Source organism: Streptomyces sp. NPDC005181 (assembly GCF_040608395.1).
Taxonomy (GTDB): domain Bacteria; phylum Actinomycetota; class Actinomycetes; order Streptomycetales; family Streptomycetaceae; genus Streptomyces.
The window spans coordinates 1-15,901 of the sequence record NZ_JBEXID010000088.1 but is presented as its reverse complement, the minus strand read 5'-3'; the positions used below and the strand labels follow the sequence as shown (position 1 = coordinate 15,901).

The following is a 15,901-nucleotide window of genomic DNA, read 5'->3' as shown; positions in this document are numbered from 1 at the left end:
TGCTCACTTCAGCCTGCTCGATGCCAGTACCGACACCAGGTGCAGCAGCGTCTGCACGAGGGCGATACCGGCCAGCACGGCGACGCCGAGCCGGGAGAAGAACAGGTCGCCCCTGACCGCGTCCAGGACTGCCAGGACCAGGATCAGCAGGGATGCCTCGATCCCGAGCACCAGGCGGTGGAACTTCAGCGCCGCGGCGGCCTTGCGGGCCAGCGCCAGACCGGACGAGCGCGGCTCCGACGCCGCCTCCTTGACGGGCGGCAGCCCGCCCTGGTGACGGGCGACGCCGACGAGGTCGGTCTCGGCCTTGATCAGGACAGCGCCGAGGGCGGCGAGGGTGCCGAGGAAGGCCCACAGCCAGTCGATCCGCCCGGAGCCCCACGGATCAGCCGCGCGCAGGCCGAAGCCGACCAGCACCGCCGCGTCGCAGAGGTAGGCACCGACGCGGTCCAGGTAGACGCCGCCGAGCGAGAACTGCTTCCTCCAGCGGGCGATCTCGCCGTCGATGCAGTCGAGCAGCAGATAGAGCTGGACCATCACCACCCCGAGGACAGCGCCCGCGATCCCGGGCACCAGCAGAGCCGGGGCAGCGAGGACACCGCAGACCGTCATCAGGTAGGTCAGTTGGTTCGGCGTGATCTTGGTGTTCACCAGGTACGGGTCTATGTGCAGCGAGATCTCCCGCATGTACATGCGCCCGGCCCAGTGCTCACCGCTGCGCCGGTCCTTCACGCCCTCCGGGTGAACGACCGGACGGAGTTCAGCTACGGATGGTCTTGGCATAGTCGGCGTACGCGTCCCTGATCTGGTCGGTGGACAGGTTGAGGTGTTCCAGGATCGTGAAGCGTCCCGGGCGCGTCTGCGGGGCGTAGTCGACGGCCTGGACGAACTCGTCGGCGGTGAAGCCGATCTCGTCGGGCAGGACCGGCAGCCCGTGGCGGCGCAGGGTGGCCGCCATGAGCAGCGACTCGTCCCGTGCGCCCCGCAGATGCATGGCAAAGCAGGCGCCGAGGCCGACCTGTTCGCCGTGGCTGGCAGCGCGCTTGGGATACAGCAGATCGAAGGCGTGGTTGATCTCGTGGCACGCGCCCGAGGCCGGCCGGGAGTCCCCGGCGACCGACATGGAGATGCCGGTCAGCACCAGGCCCTCGGCCAGCACCTTCAGGAAGGAGTCGTCGCCGACCTCGCCGGGGTGGCGCAGCACGGCCTCGCCGGCCTGCCGGGCCATGGCCGCGGCGAGTCCGTCGATCTCCTCGCCGTTGACCTCGTGGGCGAGTTCCCAGTCGGCCACGCACGAGATGTTGGAGACCGCGTCGCCGATACCGGAGCGCACATAGCGGGTGGGCGCCTCACGGATGATGTCGAGGTCGATGACGACGGCGATCGGGGTGGGGACGCCGTACGAGCCCCGTCCGTTGTCGTTGTCCAGGGTCGCGACCGGCGAGCAGAGACCGTCGTGCGAGAGGTTCGTCGCGACCGCGACCATCGGCATGCCGACGCGCGCCGCGGCGTACTTCGCCACGTCGATGATCTTGCCGCCGCCGAGGCCCACCACGGCGTCGTACCGATTGCCCTTGATGTCGTCGGCGAGCTTGACGGCCGAGTCGATCGTGCCGTCGGCGACCTGGTACCAGTGGGCGCCGGGCAGCACCGGAGCGAGCCGCTTGCGCAGAGCCAGGCCGGAACCGCCGCTGATGGCGACGGCGAGCTTGCCGGAGGCGGAGATCCGCTGGTCGGCGAGGAGGGCCGCCAGATCGTCCAGGGCGCCGCGCCGGATGTCGACGACGACCGGCGACGGAATGAGCCGACTCAGTACTGGCACGCGATCTCACGGCCCTTCGCAAGGTCGTCGTGGTTGTCGATCTCGACCCACGTCACGTCGCCGATGGCAGCCACGTCGACGGTGAAGCCGCGGTTCACGAGCTCCTGGTAGCCGTCCTCGTAGTACAGGTCGGGGTCGCGCTCGAACGTCGCCTTCAGGGCGTCGGCGAGCTCGGCGGCGGCCTCGGGCTCGATCAGGGTGACGCCGATGTACTCGCCGGTCGCGGTGACCGGGTCCATCAGCTTGGTGATGGACCGCACGCCCTTGTCACCGTCGGTGATGACCTTCATCTCCTCGTCGGCGAGGTGCTTCACCGTGTCGAGGGCAAGGATGATCTTCTGGCCGTTGCCGCGGGCGGCGAGGAGCGTCTTCTCGACGGAGACCGGGTGCACGGTGTCGCCGTTGGCGAGGATCACACCTCGCGCGAGGACGTCACGGGCGCACCACAGGGAGTAGGCGTTGTTCCACTCCTCGGCCTTGTCGTTGTCGACGAGGGTGAGCGTCAGGCCGTACTTCGCCTCGAGCGCGGCCTTGCGCTCGTAGACGGCCTCCTTGCGGTAGCCGACGACGATCGCGACCTCGGTGAGGCCGATCTCCGCGAAGTTGGCCAGCGTGAGGTCGAGCACGGTCTTCTCGCCGTCGACCGGCACGAGGGCCTTCGGAAGCGTGTCGGTGTAGGGGCGCAGACGCCGTCCGGCACCGGCTGCGAGTACGAGGCCGATCATGCGGGTTCTCCTTCGTCGTGAACGGCAGGTGCTCCGGAGGAGACCCAGAAACGGATGGACTCGACAAGCACCACCAGTGCCACGGCCACTGCGAGAGCGGTGAGTGCCACGGTGAAGCCTGAATGCTGAGTGAATACGGCGGCGAGTACGGCCACCACCAAGGTCCGGCCCTCGTGCCCACCGATCGTCCGCACCAGCCACTGGGGCGGCGCGCCGGTGCCCCCGCGAATGCGGTACACCGTGTCGTAGTGATGGTAGGCGACGGCCGAAATCAGTCCGAAAGCCGCAGGAAGGGCTTGATCGACATCGCTGCGGGCGGCCAGAGCAAGGATCGTGCAGTACTCCGCCGCCCTGAATATCGGGGGTACGAGCCAGTCGAGTGCGCCCTTGAGCGGGCGGGCCACGGCGACGCCTGAGCAAACCGCGTAGAAGACCGCGGCGACGATCATCTGCCGGCTGCCGAACGGTTGCGTCAGTGCGGCGGCGACCAGGGCGAGCGCGCCGACGAGGGCTGCCGCCGGTGCGGCCCAGCCACCGCCGATTCGAGGTCCCCGCGCCGCCACGAGCTGGGCCAGCGGGCCGGAGTCCGCGAGGTCGGCGAGCGCCAGGGCGGCCCGGTCGGTGCGCTGCGCCTTACGGGTCAGCGAGCGCAGTAGGCGGCCGGCGGTGGTGTAGCAGGCCGCGACGGCACACCCGATCAGCAGGGCGTAGAAGACGATCCGCGGGGTGGTCGCCGCGGTCAGCACGGCGATCATCGCCCAGCGCTCACCGATCGGCAGAACTATCATCCGGCGCAGCCAGACCGTCCAGCCGACGCTGTCGAGCTTGTCGGAGAGGGCTGCCGTCGGGCTCGAATTGGCGATCGCGTCGTGGTTGGCCTCGTTGAACGAGAAGTCGACGACATGGCGGCAGGTCTGCAGCACCATCGCGCCGAGCGCGAGCGCCCATACGTCGTCGCCGTTGCGGGCGGCGCCGAGGGCGAGCCCCGCGTAGTACGCGTACTCCTTGGCCCGGTCGAACGTGGCGTCCAGCCAGGCGCCCATCGTCGAGTACTGCAGTGAGTAGCGGGCGAGCTGCCCGTCGGTGCAGTCCAGGACGAACGAGAAGAGCAGCAGCAGCCCTGCGGCGATGTAGCCGCCGCGGCTGCCGGTGGCCGCGCAGCCCGCCGCGATCAGCGCGGTGAGCAGCGAGGCGGTGGTGACCTGGTTCGGAGTGAGGCCGCGGCGCGCGCACCAGCGCGCGATGTAGCGCGAGTACGGGCTGATGAAGTACGTGGTGAAGAAGCCGTCGCGGGCCTTCACGGCGCTGCGCAGCCGTACCGCTTCGTCGTCGACCGCGGCCACGGCGGACTGCGCGGTGGCGCGGGCGGCCTGGTCGGCGGGGACGGCGGCGACGAGCGAGCCGAGCTCGGGGTGCTGCACGGCGGTGCCCTCGGCCTCCAGCGCGACGGCGAGGCGGCCGGGCACGGTGCGGTCGGTGACGGGCACGGTGTCCGCGCCGCCGGCCCGTCCCACAGGGACGCCCGCGCCGACTGCCGCGGCGGTGCTGCGCAGGGCCCGGACGAGCGCGGGGCGCACCTCCGGCTGCGCGGTGAGTGCACCGGGAACGGTAGCGGCGGGGAAGCGGGGGTCGGTCAGTCCGAGCCGGAGGGCGTGGACATGCCCGACGAAGCGGGGGTCGACGAGGGCGACGCGGGCGTCGGCGGGGGCAACGGCGAGCAGCTCCGCGGCTTCCGTGACACCAGCGGCGGCCTGCACGTCGAAGCCCAGCGACCTCAGATCGTCCTCGAGCGACGATCCGGGTACCGGCGCACCGGTGAGGATGGCGGTCGACAGACGAACTCACTCCTTGGTGCTGACAGGGTCGGCGCGCGACAGTGCGGCCCGGATGCGGGCCGGCGGCACGTCGGCAGAGGCTATCGGATGAACGGAAGCGGGAGTTCACCGCCCGTTTATGCTCCGTTCGGGGTGGAGCGGCATCATGCGGCGCCGCCCGCGATCATCATCGTCGATCCCTGCCTCGCCCCACAAACCGCGGTGACCACGGCCCGCGCCTCGGGTCATGGACCGCAGGGGCATAGACCTAGGCTGACAGGCATGACATGGCTGATTACAGGCGGAGCGGGATATATCGGGGCACATGTGGTGCGTGCCATGACGGCTGCCGGGGAGCGAGTGGTCGTCCTCGACGACCTCTCGACCGGCATTCCCGACCGGCTCCCGGCCGATGTACCGCTGGTCCGCGGCTCGGCCGCCGACCGCACACTGCTCGACCGGGTGCTCGCCGAGCACGCCGTGACCGGTGTGGTGCATCTCGCAGCGAAGAAGCAGGTCGGCGAATCCGTCGAGAAGCCGCTGCTGTACTACCGGGAGAACGTCTCGGGGCTCGCGGTCCTGCTCGAGGCCGTCGTCGCGGCCGGTGTGCGGCGCTTCGTCTTCTCCTCCTCGGCCGCGGTGTACGGCGTACCGGACGCGGAACTCATCGCCGAGGAGACCCCCTGTTCCCCGATCAATCCGTACGGTGAGACCAAGCTCGCCGGGGAGTGGCTGGTCCGGGCGGCCGGGAAGGCGCACTCCCTGTCCACCGGATGTCTGCGTTACTTCAATGTGGCGGGAGCGGCCCGACCGGAACTGTCGGACACCGGTGTCTTCAATGTCATTCCGATGTTCTTCGACCGGCTGACCCGCGGCGAGGCCCCCCGGATCTTCGGCGACGACTATCCGACCCCGGACGGGACCTGCGTCCGCGACTACATCCATGTCGCCGATCTCGCCGACGCGCATCTCGCGGTGGCCCGCAGGCTGAGCGCGCAGGGCGGTCCCGCGGACCTGACCGTGAACATCGGCCGCGGCGAGGGCGTATCGGTGCGCGAGCTCGCCGATCTGGTGGGCGAGATCACCGGCCACCCCGTCAAACCGGAGACCGAGCCGCGCCGGCCCGGCGACGCAGCCAGGGCCGTCGCCTCCGCCGCGCGGATGTCCGAGGAGCTGGGCTGGACGGCCCGGCGCGGGGTGCGGGAGGTGGTCGAGTCGGCCTGGGAGGGCTGGTGCCTGCGCCACCCCGAGGCGCTCCACGCCTGATCACCCACCGCTCTGACCTGCGACCATTTCCGCAGGTCAGAGCAGTTGACAACGGTGTTCAGTGCCGTGTTGCCGGATACCCCCCACCCGTAGTTCACTGGCCTTCTCGGACCGATACGGGTCCGGGTCCGCGAGACGACCGGAGGCGTCCCCATGGGGGCTGGGCACGATCACGGGCACACACACGGCGGCCCGCCGCCGACCGGCACCGCGGCCGCCGCATACAAGGGGCGGCTGCGGGTCGCGCTCTGCATCACGCTCACCGTGATGGTCCTGGAGATCATCGGCGGTCTGCTCTCGAACTCGCTCGCGCTCATCGCCGACGCCGCCCATATGGCGACCGACGCGCTGGGGCTCGGCATGGCGCTGCTGGCGATCCACTTCGCCAACAAGCCGGCCGGACTCAACCGCACCTTCGGCTACGCCAGGGCGGAGATCCTCGCGGCTCTGGCCAACTGTCTGCTGCTGCTCGGGGTGGGCGGCTATCTGCTGTTCGAAGCCGTCGAGCGCTTCATCACACCGACCGGGACCCGGGGCGGTCTGACGATCGTCTTCGCGCTGGTCGGCCTCGTCGCCAACATGATCTCCCTGTCGCTGCTGATGCGCGGACAGAAGGACAGCCTCAATGTGCGCGGCGCCTATCTGGAGGTGCTGGCGGACGCGCTCGGCTCGGTGACCGTGCTCGTCTCGGCGGGCATCATCCTGGCCACCGGCTGGCAGACCGCCGACCCGATCGCCTCGCTGATGATCGGCCTGATGATCGTCCCCCGCACGGTGAAGCTGCTCCGGGAGACACTCAATGTGCTGCTGGAGTCGGCCCCGAAAGGCGTCGACATGGCAGAGGTACGGGCCCACATCACGGCGCTGCCCGGAGTGCTGGACGTCCACGACCTGCACGCATGGACCATCACTTCGGGCATGCCGGTGCTCTCCGCCCATGTGGTGGTGCACCAGGAACTGCTCGACTCGATGGGGCACGAGAAGCTGCTGCACGAACTGCAGGGCTGCCTCGGCACGCACTTCGACGTCGAGCACTGCACGTTCCAGCTCGAACCGATCGGTCATGCGGAGCACGAGGCCAAGCTCTGTCACTGAACAGCCCCCAGGGGGACGGGTGTAGGGTCCCCGCAGAGGTATTCGGGCCTCGCCCGTGTCTGAGAGAGGAGCTGAGGTTGATGACCGTCGCGACGGCGCCTGCCCGGCGCAGCATTCGGTCCTTCTTCAACTCCCGGGTTCCCGGCTAGCCCGCCGACTCACGCCGAGTCGCCACGTTGGCCGGAACCCTCTCACTCAAGGGTTTCCCACGTTGACCGACAACGATCACACCGTCCGTGACGATCACGCCGTTCGTTACGAGGCGTTCTTCTCCCTGCACCACAATCTGCCCCGCCAGAGCCCCGGCTCCGACGCCACCACCCGGCAGCTGCTCGCCCTCACCGGCCCGCTGCCGCACCGTCCGCGCGTCCTCGATCTGGGCTGCGGCCCGGGCAGGGCGGCGCTGCTGCTCGCCGCCGAGGCGGGCGCCGAGGTGACAGCAGTCGACACCCACCAGCCGTTCCTCGACGAGCTGCGTGTGGCTGCCGAGGCGCGCGGGCTCGGCGACCGGATCCGCACCGTCCGGGCCGATATGGGCAAGCTCTCCGGCCCCGGCACACCGGACCTCCCGGACGGATCGTTCGATCTCGTCTGGGCCGAGGGGTCGGCGTACATCATCGGCTTCGACACCGCGCTTCGGGACTGGAAGCGGCTGCTCGCCCCGGGCGGCTCCCTGGTCGCCAGCCACTGCGTCTGGACGACGGACGAGCCGTCGGACGAGGCACGCGTCTTCTGGGACCAGGACGGCCCGATGCTCCCGGTGGCCGGGCAGACCGCGGTGGCCGTCGCGGCCGGCTATCACGTCCTCGGGGTGCGGGTGCAGCCCGACAGCGACTGGGACGAGTACTACGTCCCGCTCGCCCGGCACGTCGAGGACGCGGACTCTTCGGTGCCCGGCATGGCGTGGGCGCTCGCGTCCACCCGTGCGGAACTGGCCATGCGCCGCGACCACGGCAGGGAGTACGGCTACGCCGCGTACGCCCTGCGTCCCGCCGACCCCCGCTGGACGACCCGGCCGGAGACGGCGGCGGACATCGAGGCCGTGCACGTGGTCAACGCGGCCGCGTTCCCGACACGGGACGAAGCGCGTCTCGTCGACGCGCTGCGGGCCGATCCTCAGGCCTGGCTGCCCGGCCTGTCGTACGTGGCGCAGGACGGACCCGACGGTGACATCGCCGCGCACGCGCTGCTGACCCGGTGCCGGGTCGGTGACACGCCGGCGCTGGCGCTGGCCCCCGTGGCGACCGTCCCCGAGCGGCAGCGCGAGGGTGCCGGTCAGGCGGTGGTGCGGGCCGTGCTGGATGCGGCCCGGCTGCGGGGCGAACGGCTCGTGCTGGTGCTCGGGCATGCGGGGTACTACCCGAGGTTCGGCTTCGTACCGGCTTCCCGGTACGGGATCCGGCCGGGCTTCGACGTACCGGACGAGGCGATGATGGCTCTGGTACTCGACGATTCCGCGCCGGTGCCGCAGGGCACGATCCAGTACCCGGCGGCATTCGGGGTCTGAAGTGTGGTCCGGTTCCACCGCATCCGTGCAGTGCGGTGGGACCGGACATGCCAGGACCCGAAGTACGGACAAGCCGCTTTTGTACGGCAGACTTGAGCACACTCGAGGGGACCGGCGCACGGTGCCGGGGACCATAGCGAAGGATGGGTATGCCGACCACACCAGCCACCGCGGCGAACATCTCGTCGAACGGCACAGCAGAAGCGATCATGCTCGAACTGGTCGACGAGAACGGCACCACCATCGGCACGGCGGAGAAGCTCGCCGCCCACCAGGCACCCGGTCAACTGCACCGCGCGTTCTCCGTGTTCCTCTTCGACGAGCAGGGCCGGCTGTTGCTGCAGCGCCGCGCGCTCGGCAAGTACCACTCCCCCGGGGTCTGGTCGAACACCTGCTGCGGCCACCCGTATCCGGGCGAGGCACCCTTCGCCGCGGCCGCTCGGCGTACGTACGAGGAGCTCGGGATCTCGCCGTCGCTGCTTGCCGAGGCCGGCACCGTCCGTTACAACCACCCCGACCCGGCATCCGGGCTGGTGGAGCAGGAGTTCAACCATCTCTTCGTCGGACTGGCACAGGCGCAGCCGAGTCCGGACCCGGAGGAAGTCGGCGAGACGGCGTTCGTGGCCGCCGACGAGCTGGCGAAGCGGCATGCCGAGGCGCCGTTCTCGGCCTGGTTCATGACGGTGCTCGATGCGGCACGCCCGGCGATCAGGGAGCTGACCGGCCCGTCCGCGGGCTGGTGACAGCGGACCCGCCGGACGGGGCCGGTGGCGCACCGGCGGATCGGGGACGGTACGGACCGGCGGATCGGGGCGGGTGCGGGCAGTCAGAGGTTCGCGCTCAGTGGCAGCGCCGCCCAGATGATCTTTCCGCCGCCGGCGGTGTGCTCGACGTCGCAGGTACCGCCCGCTTCGAACGTGATCTCCCGGACCAGCAGCAGCCCTCGCCCGCCCGTCTGCGCGTAGTCCGTCTCCAGGGCCGTCGGCCGGTACGGATGGTTGTCCTCCACGGACACTCTGACCCATTCGGCGCCGACGGCCACCTCCACGGCGAGCTCCGGGGAGAGCAGTGCGGCGTGCTTCACCGCGTTGGTGACCAGCTCGGAGACGATGAGCAGGAGGCCCTGGGCGATGTCCTCGTCCATCGGCACGCCCTGGCGGTTCAGCAGATCGCGTACGGCGTGCCGGGCCTGCGGTACGGACACGTCGACAGCCGGCGCGGTGAAGCGCCAGACCCCTTCGTACGACACGGGCCGGGCCGGGACACTCCCGCGGCTCTCCATAGTTCCGGCACCCGCTTTCGACTCGATAGTCACTGCACGTCGAGTACAGAGTGCGGTGAGTGGTTGGTCCGGGCCGTGCTACTGAACAAAAGTCGACCTCTATCGACAGAATTTGATCACTTAAGTAGGACAGCGCCACTTCTCGGACTGTTTCTGATCTTCTTCTCTGGCTTGTCCGGCAGCTCCTCGGTCACCGTCTGCTGTGGACCGAAGGCACCCTGCAGCAGCGTCAAGCCGAACTGCTGCTCAGTTCCCTGCCCTGGACTGCGGGATCGGTCATCTGACAGCTCCTCACGGTGCGTGCCTGCTCCCGACCCCTTCTTGATCACAGGTTCGAACCGTACGGATAGCATCCGGCGCATGGACCGTGAGGAACCGCAGCTGAAGCACACCGTCGCGGACGGCGTCGCCACCGTCGTGATCAGCAACCCGGCCAAGCGCAACGCGATGACGGCCGCGATGTGGCAGGCGCTGCCCGCACTGCTGGACCGGCTGGCCGCCGGCCCCGCCGTGCGCGCCCTGGTCCTGACCGGCGCCGGGGACACCTTCTGTGCCGGTGCGGACATCTCCTCGCTCCGGGACCGGGCGAGCGATCCGGCCTACGATCCGCAGGCGCTCGCCGTGGCGGCCGAAGAGGCTCTGGCCGCCTTCCCCCGGCCGACGCTCGCCGCGGTGCGCGGCTTCTGCGTGGGCGGCGGCAGCCAGCTGGCGGCCGCCTGCGATCTGCGGTTCGCCGAAGAGGGTGCGTCCTTCGGCGTGACCCCGGCCAAGCTCGGCATTGTCTATCCCGCGTCGTCGACCCGGCGGCTGGTCGCGCTGATCGGCCCGGCCGCGGCAAAGCATCTGCTGTTCTCCGGCGAGCTGATCGGGACGGAGCGCGCGCTGCGGACCGGTCTGGTGGACGAGGTGTTGCCGGCCGGTGACCTGGACAAGCGGGTGGAGTCGTACGTACGGATCCTGGCCTCGCGCTCGCAACTGACGCAGGCTGCGGCGAAGGAGTACGCCGCGGGACGTGCGGACCGCGACGCGTACTGGGCGGAGCAGGCGCGCCGTAGCGGCGACACCGCAGAGGGTGTCACCGCCTTTCTTGAGCGGCGGGCGCCGCGCTTCACCTGGACGACCTGAGCGCCGGCCGTGATCCGCCGGGCAGCCCCTAGCTGAGGATGAAGCGGCTCTTGGCGCGGAACTCCTCGACGAGTGCGGCCGGGGCCTTCTGCGGTGACCCCGCGTCGTACGGCGGCTGGGGGTCGTACTCCGTCAGCAGCTGTACGGCCTGCGCGTGCTCGTCGCCGGCCATCCGGCCGAGCAGGGTGAGTCCCATGTCGATGCCGGACGAGACGCCGGCGGCCGTGACGTACTTGCCGTCGATGACGACGCGTTCGCCGGTCGGCTCGGCGCCGAATGTCTTCAGGACGTCCAGCGCGAGCCAGTGCGAGGTGGCGCGCCGCCCCTTCAGCAGACCGGCCGCAGCGAGGAGCAGCGAGCCGGTGCAGACGGAGGTCGTCCAGGTGCTGGTGGCATCGGCGGCGCGCAGCCAGCCGAGCAGCGTCTCGTTCTCCATCTGGGCGCTCTGGCCGGGGCCGCCGGGGACGATCACCACATCCGGGGCGGGTACGTCGGTGAGGGTCCGTTCGGCGAGGAGCGCGAGGCTGCCGCTGTCGTTGCGCACGGGGCCGGTCCGCTCGGCGACGAAGACGGTCTCGGCGCCGGGGGTGCGGGAGAGGATTTCGTAGGGGCCGACGGCGTCGAGTGCTGTGAAGCGGTCGAAGAGGACGATGGCGATCTGCATGGCATTCCTTTCAGTTGGTGCTGGTCATGGGCTGGGGGCGGAACCGGCGCCGGTACTCGGCGGGCGCGGTGCCGAGGGCCTTGATGAAGGCGCGGCGCATCGCCTCCGGGGTGCCGTACCCGCAGGCGTGCGCGACGTGGGCGACCCCGTCGGTGGTGTCCTCCAGGAGCCGCCGGGCGTGTTCGAGCCGGACGCAGTCGACATACCGGCCCGGTGTCTGCCCCGTCTCGGACTGGAAGGCGCGGGCGAAGTGGCGGGGCGAGAGCCGGGCGCGGGCGGCGAGCGCTTCGACGGAGAGGTCGTCGCCGGGGTGCTCGGTGATCCAGTACTGGACCTCGCGCAGCGGTTCGCGGCGGGCGGTCTGCGCGGTGAGCTGCGCACTGAACTGGGCCTGGTTGCCGGGCCGCCGCAGAAAGACGACGAGGTGGCGGGCGACGGTGAGCGCGACCTGCCTGCCGAAGTCCTCCTCGACCAGGGCGAGGGAGAGATCGATGCCCGCGCGGTGACGCCGGCGGAGGTGGCCAGCTTCCCGTCCCGTACGAAGATCGGGTCCGGGTCGACCTCGACGGCCGGATAGGTGCGGGCGAGGTGCTCGGCGACCCCCCAGTGCGTGGTCACCCGGTGCCCGTCCAGCAGTCCTGCCGCCGCGAGCAGCAGGGCGCCGGTGCAGACCGAGACCAGCCGCTCGGCGTGCGGGGCGTGTGCCCGCAGCCAGTCGACGAGTGCCGGGTCCGGAGCACGGGTGCCCTGGCCGCCGGGGACGAGGAGGGTGTGGGGCGGTTCCGCGTCGGCGAGGCTGCCGTCCGGTACGAGAGTGAGTCCGACGCTCGTGCGCACCGGTGCGCCGTCGAGTGAGGCGGTGCGGAGGTCGTACGTGACGTCCGGGAAGCGGGAGGCCCCGGCGAATACCTCCATCGGCCCGGTCACATCGAGGCTCTGGACGCCGTCGAAGAGGACGACGAGTACGGATCGCTGCGTCATGGCTTCCATCCTTGTGGGCAGCGAAGGTGGCCGCAATGACGAATAACCCACCTTTCCTGCCATCGGCCACCCGGTGCGGGCCGGGCGTCACCCCGCGGGTTTCGCCACGTACCGACCAGTCGGTAACGTGCGGGCATGAGTACTCTGCCGCCGCGCGCCGGACGCCGCTGCCACAACGCCATCAACCCGCTGCACTCGACGGTCTACTTCTCCCCCGACCTCGGCAAGGAGCTCGGAGAGCTCGGCATCGACGACTCGAACGCCGCCTACTTCGCCGCCCGCGGGGCGGCGCTGGGAGCGGTCGGACCGGGCACCGTCACCGCGACCTTCTACAACTTCAACCACGACCTCGTCGCCCGGCACCTGCCCGCGGTGTGGTCCGTCGCCACGCCGGAGGCGGTCCTGGAGGCCCGGCTGCGCGTCGTCGACACGACGCTGCGCCGACTGCTGGGCCCGGAGATCATCGACTCCCCCGAGCTGGCCGAGGCGGCGGAGCTGGCGCTGCGCGCCGCCGAGGCGTGCACCCGACACGCCCGGCCGCTGTACGCCGCCCACGCCGATCTGCCGGTACCCGAACAGCCACACCTGGCGTACTGGCACGCCGCGACCCTGCTGCGCGAACACCGCGGCGACGGCCATCTCGCCGCGCTCCTCGCCGCCGGTCTCGACCCGGTCGAGGCCCTGGCCAGCCACACCGCCACCGGCAAGGGCATGTCGCCTCGCTGGGTTCTCGCCACCCGCGGCTGGCGCCGCACCGACTGGGAGGACGCGACCGAGCGGCTGCGCGGGCGCGGACTGCTCGACGGCGAGGGCGAGCTGACGGAGGCCGGCGTGGCGCTGCGCGCGGAGCTGGAGGATGCAACGGACCGGATGGACGCGGCACCGTACGAGCATCTCGGCGCGGAGGGTGTGGCGCGGCTGACCGAGCTGGCGCGCGGATTCCTGTTCACGGCGGCTTCGGCGGGTGCGTTCCCGGCCGATCTGGTCGGCAAGGGCTGAACCGCCGACCGGTCGACACATGGGGTGGTCGGGCGACACGGCGCCCGGCCACCCGGCACAATGCTGGCGAAGGGACCACGGCGTGCCCTGGCCCCCGGTAAGTACAGCCAGTACGAGAAGGCGAGTCGGTAGAAACCGTGACGACGTCCATCGAAGGCAGGATCGCCGAGGAACTCGGCGTACGCGAGCGGCAGGTGAAGGCGGCCGTCGAGCTGCTCGACGGCGGGTCGACCGTGCCGTTCATCGCGCGCTACCGCAAGGAAGCGACCGAAATGCTCGACGACGCGCAGCTGCGCACGCTCGAGGAACGGCTGCGCTATCTGCGGGAGCTGGAGGACCGGCGTTCGGCGATCCTCGACTCCGTACGCGAGCAGGGCAAGCTGGACGAGGCCCTGGAGGCGCAGATCCGGGCAGCCGATACCAAGGCCCGTCTTGAGGATATTTATCTGCCGTTCAAGCCGAAGCGGCGGACGAAGGCGCAGACCGCCCGGAAGGCGGGGCTCGAACCGCTCGCCGACGGGCTGCTGGGCGACCCGTCGGTCGAGCCGCTCGCCGCGGCGGCTGCCTTCGTGGACGCCGACAAGGGTGTCGCGGACGCGGCGGCGGCGCTGGAGGGCGCCCGCGCGATCCTGACCGAGCGTTTCTCGGAGGACGCGGACCTGATCGGCGAGCTGCGCGAGCGCATGTGGTCGCGCGGGCGGCTGGCGGCGAAGGTGCGGGACGGCAAGGAGGAGGCCGGCGCGAAGTTCGCCGACTACTTCGACTTCGCCGAGCCGTTCACCGCGCTGCCCTCGCACCGGGTGCTCGCCATGCTCCGGGGCGAGAAGGAGGACGTTCTCGACCTGGTCCTGGAGCCGGAGGAGCCGTCGGACCAGCCGGGCCCGTCGACGTACGAGAACATGGTCGCCCGCCGCTGCGGCGTGGCCGACCGCGGCCGCCCCGGCGACAAGTGGCTCGGCGACACGGTGCGCTGGGCATGGCGGACCCGGATCCTCGTCCACCTCGGGATCGATCTGCGGCTGCGCCTGCGTACGGCGGCGGAGGACGAGGCGGTACGGGTCTTCGCGTCGAACCTGCGCGATCTGCTGCTCGCCGCGCCGGCCGGGACGCGGGCCACGTTGGGGCTCGACCCCGGCTTCCGTACCGGGGTGAAGGTCGCCGTGGTCGACGCGACCGGCAAGGTCGTGGCGACGGACGTCATCTACCCGCACGTCCCGGCGAACAAGTGGGACGAGTCGCTGGCCAAGCTGGAGCGGCTGGCGAAGGAGCACTCCGTCGACCTGATCGCGATCGGCAACGGCACCGCGTCCCGCGAGACGGACAAGCTCGCCGGTGAACTCTGCGACAAGCACCCGGAGTTGAAGCTCACCAAGGTGGTGGTGTCCGAGGCGGGCGCCTCGGTCTACTCGGCCTCGGCCTTCGCCTCGCAGGAACTCCCCGACATGGACGTGTCGCTGCGCGGCGCGGTGTCGATCGCGCGGCGCCTGCAGGACCCGCTGGCCGAACTGGTGAAGATCGACCCGAAGTCGATCGGTGTCGGCCAGTACCAGCACGATCTGTCCGAGGTGAAGCTGTCGCGCTCGCTGGACGCGGTCGTCGAGGACTGTGTGAACGGTGTCGGCGTCGACGTCAACACCGCGTCCGCGCCGTTGCTGTCGCGGGTCTCGGGCATCGGCTCCGGCCTCGCGGAGAACATCGTCGCGCACCGGGACGCGAACGGCCCCTTCCGGTCCCGGAAGGGACTGAAGGATGTGGCACGGCTGGGCCCGAAGGCGTACGAGCAGTGCGCGGGCTTCCTCCGGATCCGGGGCGACGACCCGCTGGACGCGTCGAGCGTGCACCCGGAGGCGTACCCGGTGGTGCGGCGGATGGCCAAGACGGTGGGCGGCGAGGTCGCTTCGCTGGTCGGCAACTCGAGTGTGCTGCGGTCGCTGCGGGCCGACGACTTCGTGGACGAGACGTTCGGGCTGCCGACGGTCACGGACATCCTGAAGGAGCTGGAGAAGCCGGGTCGCGACCCGCGGCCCGCGTTCAAGACGGCCACCTTCAAGGAGGGCGTCGAGAAGATCGGCGATCTGGTCTCCGGGATGGTGCTGGAGGGGGTCGTCACGAATGTCGCCGCGTTCGGGGCGTTCGTGGACGTGGGTGTGCACCAGGACGGTCTGGTGCATGTGTCGGCGATGTCGAAGACGTTCGTGAAGGATCCGCGGGATGTGGTGAAGCCGGGCGACATCGTGAAGGTGAAGGTGATGGACGTCGACATCCCGCGGAAGCGGATCTCGCTGACGCTGCGGTTGGACGACGAGGCGGCGCCGTCGGCGTCCGGCGGCGCCCAGGGCCAGCGCCGCGAGCGCGGCCAGGGCGCCCGCCCGCCCCAGCAGCGCGCCCCGCGCGACCGCCGCGACGGTGGAGGGAGTGGTGCCCGCCAGGCTGCGGCCCCGGCCCCCGCCCCCACGAACAGTGCGATGGCTGATGCCCTGCGCCGCGCGGGCCTGGCGGACGGCGGCAATCCCACGGACCGCCGCGGCAAGCGCTGACCAGGCCGGGTGCCGGCCGGGCCGGGTGCCGGCCGGGGCGGGTGCCGGCCGGGCCGGGTGCCGGCCGGGCCGGGTGCCGGCCGG

General features: G+C 70.8%; 13 protein-coding genes and 1 pseudogene. 7 read left to right on the top strand and 7 right to left on the bottom strand.

Translation table 11 applies throughout. The features are described from left to right. Positions 1-3 precede the first annotated feature (3 nt). From ABZV38_RS33250 to ABZV38_RS33235, 4 genes are read right to left on the bottom strand one after another with little or no spacing between them, the layout of a single operon-like run. A complete protein-coding gene (locus tag ABZV38_RS33250) occupies positions 4-783 on the bottom strand; it encodes a CDP-alcohol phosphatidyltransferase family protein (protein ID WP_356332163.1) in 780 nt (259 codons plus the stop codon). After that, positions 761-1,822, bottom strand: a complete 1,062-nt coding sequence (locus ABZV38_RS33245; RefSeq protein WP_356332162.1) for an iron-containing alcohol dehydrogenase family protein — start codon at positions 1,820-1,822, stop codon at positions 761-763. Before ABZV38_RS33245 ends, ABZV38_RS33250 begins: the two co-directional genes overlap by 23 nt. Beyond that, on the bottom strand, positions 1,810-2,547 hold the full coding sequence (locus tag ABZV38_RS33240) for a phosphocholine cytidylyltransferase family protein (RefSeq protein ID WP_356332161.1): 738 nt from the start codon (positions 2,545-2,547) through the stop codon (positions 1,810-1,812). Before ABZV38_RS33240 ends, ABZV38_RS33245 begins: the two co-directional genes overlap by 13 nt. Beyond that, a complete protein-coding gene (locus ABZV38_RS33235) occupies positions 2,544-4,304 on the bottom strand; it encodes a DUF5941 domain-containing protein (protein ID WP_356332160.1) in 1,761 nt (586 codons plus the stop codon). Before ABZV38_RS33235 ends, ABZV38_RS33240 begins: the two co-directional genes overlap by 4 nt. A 339-nt stretch (positions 4,305-4,643) precedes the next feature. On the opposite strand from ABZV38_RS33235, the gene galE reads away from it, so the two are divergent. The 4 genes from galE (at position 4,644) to idi (ending at position 8,972) form a co-directional block, all read left to right on the top strand. After that, positions 4,644-5,627, top strand: coding sequence for a UDP-glucose 4-epimerase GalE (gene galE / locus ABZV38_RS33230; RefSeq protein WP_356332159.1), 984 nt, complete (start codon positions 4,644-4,646; stop codon positions 5,625-5,627). 153 nt (positions 5,628-5,780) lie between these two features. Continuing rightward, positions 5,781-6,722 (top strand): cation diffusion facilitator family transporter, encoded by a 942-nt coding sequence (locus tag ABZV38_RS33225; protein ID WP_356332158.1) that lies wholly within the window; start codon positions 5,781-5,783, stop codon positions 6,720-6,722. Between the two features lie 211 nt (positions 6,723-6,933). After that, entirely contained in the window at positions 6,934-8,229 is a 1,296-nt protein-coding gene (locus ABZV38_RS33220) for a bifunctional class I SAM-dependent methyltransferase/N-acetyltransferase (RefSeq protein WP_356332157.1), read from the top strand. 149 nt (positions 8,230-8,378) lie between these two features. Then, on the top strand, positions 8,379-8,972 hold the full coding sequence (gene idi, locus ABZV38_RS33215) for an isopentenyl-diphosphate Delta-isomerase (protein ID WP_356332156.1): 594 nt from the start codon (positions 8,379-8,381) through the stop codon (positions 8,970-8,972). Between the two features lie 83 nt (positions 8,973-9,055). On the opposite strand, the gene ABZV38_RS33210 is transcribed toward idi, so the two are convergent. Beyond that, positions 9,056-9,511, bottom strand: a complete 456-nt coding sequence (locus ABZV38_RS33210; protein ID WP_356332155.1) for an ATP-binding protein — start codon at positions 9,509-9,511, stop codon at positions 9,056-9,058. A gap of 360 nt (positions 9,512-9,871) precedes the next feature. Here ABZV38_RS33210 and ABZV38_RS33205 point away from each other — a divergent pair, with 360 nt between their 5' ends. Then, entirely contained in the window at positions 9,872-10,636 is a 765-nt protein-coding gene (locus ABZV38_RS33205; protein WP_356332154.1) for an enoyl-CoA hydratase/isomerase family protein, read from the top strand. A gap of 28 nt (positions 10,637-10,664) precedes the next feature. On the opposite strand, the gene ABZV38_RS33200 is transcribed toward ABZV38_RS33205, so the two are convergent. After that, positions 10,665-11,300, bottom strand: a complete 636-nt coding sequence (locus tag ABZV38_RS33200; protein WP_356332153.1) for a DJ-1/PfpI family protein — start codon at positions 11,298-11,300, stop codon at positions 10,665-10,667. Between the two features lie 10 nt (positions 11,301-11,310). Next, a pseudogene (locus tag ABZV38_RS33195) lies at positions 11,311-12,281 on the bottom strand (GlxA family transcriptional regulator). Between the two features lie 135 nt (positions 12,282-12,416). Between ABZV38_RS33195 and ABZV38_RS33190 the strand changes: the two are divergent. After that, positions 12,417-13,280, top strand: coding sequence for a hypothetical protein (locus ABZV38_RS33190; protein ID WP_356332152.1), 864 nt, complete (start codon positions 12,417-12,419; stop codon positions 13,278-13,280). Between the two features lie 137 nt (positions 13,281-13,417). Beyond that, positions 13,418-15,817, top strand: coding sequence for a Tex family protein (locus tag ABZV38_RS33185; RefSeq protein ID WP_356332151.1), 2,400 nt, complete (start codon positions 13,418-13,420; stop codon positions 15,815-15,817). The last annotated feature ends 84 nt before the right edge of the window (positions 15,818-15,901 follow it).

Excerpts from the sequence above, each read along its gene's own strand:
- ABZV38_RS33240 (WP_356332161.1), bottom strand. The coding sequence starts at position 2,547 with ATGATCGGCCTCGTACTCGCAGCCGGTGCCGGACGGCGTCTGCGCCCC.
- ABZV38_RS33225 (WP_356332158.1), top strand. The coding sequence starts at position 5,781 with ATGGGGGCTGGGCACGATCACGGGCACACACACGGCGGCCCGCCGCCG.
- idi (WP_356332156.1), top strand. The coding sequence starts at position 8,379 with ATGCCGACCACACCAGCCACCGCGGCGAACATCTCGTCGAACGGCACA.
- ABZV38_RS33190 (WP_356332152.1), top strand. The coding sequence starts at position 12,417 with ATGAGTACTCTGCCGCCGCGCGCCGGACGCCGCTGCCACAACGCCATC.
- ABZV38_RS33200 (WP_356332153.1), bottom strand. The coding sequence starts at position 11,300 with ATGCAGATCGCCATCGTCCTCTTCGACCGCTTCACAGCACTCGACGCC.
- ABZV38_RS33205 (WP_356332154.1), top strand. The coding sequence starts at position 9,872 with ATGGACCGTGAGGAACCGCAGCTGAAGCACACCGTCGCGGACGGCGTC.
- ABZV38_RS33250 (WP_356332163.1), bottom strand. The coding sequence starts at position 783 with ATGCCAAGACCATCCGTAGCTGAACTCCGTCCGGTCGTTCACCCGGAG.
- galE (WP_356332159.1), top strand. The coding sequence starts at position 4,644 with ATGACATGGCTGATTACAGGCGGAGCGGGATATATCGGGGCACATGTG.
- ABZV38_RS33210 (WP_356332155.1), bottom strand. The coding sequence starts at position 9,511 with ATGGAGAGCCGCGGGAGTGTCCCGGCCCGGCCCGTGTCGTACGAAGGG.